Here is a 642-nt window from a genome sequence, read left to right on the forward strand (position 1 = left end):
ATCGGCAGGTCGCCTCGTTGGCAAACGTGTAGCGCCCCTGAAGATCTTTCGCAAAGATCACGGCCGGCGCACCATTGGCAATGGATTCAAGCAGGCGCAGCACACTCAGCTTCTCTTGCTGTTCGTCTTGCTGTCGCCGTGCGGCCCGCAGTTCTCGGTGGTGGTACAGACCAACGATCGCCATGGCGGCGAGCATCAACGTGCACAAATCCGCAGCCGCGATCCAGAAAATGTGGGACCAGGCACGCTCGTACAGCCGCCCCGCCTCCATGGACGCGAAGACCGCCCACCCGCTGTCCTCCAGCACGTCCGCAACGCCCAACACCGACTTGTCTTGCCAGTCGACGGTGTCGAGCGTCATGCCGGGCACGGCGTGCGGGTTTGATGCATACGCCGCCGTCTGCGGCGCCAACGGACGCTGCAGTACAGACAACCCGCCGGAAGATCGGCCCTCTATCTGCTGCTCGATCTGTTCGGAACGATGCAGCATGACGACCCTGATTCTGGCTTCCTCATCGTCTGCGCTGTCGCCTCTCAGCATCAACTCGATGACAGGCTTGGCGTCGAAGCGCAGCAGCGCGACCGCGGTGTGCGCCGAATCCAATGGAACGATGACATCCAGAAGCCCCCGCTCGTCACCGT

1 protein-coding gene is annotated in these 642 nt (G+C 62.5%); it reads right to left on the reverse strand.

Going from position 1 to position 642, the window contains the following annotated elements:
- A partial coding sequence (locus AC1DYI_RS37810; protein ID WP_477209176.1) for a hypothetical protein occupies positions 1–642 on the reverse strand: 642 nt, incomplete at both ends.

It is taken from the genome of Ideonella sp. P3_A4 (genome assembly GCF_056403075.1).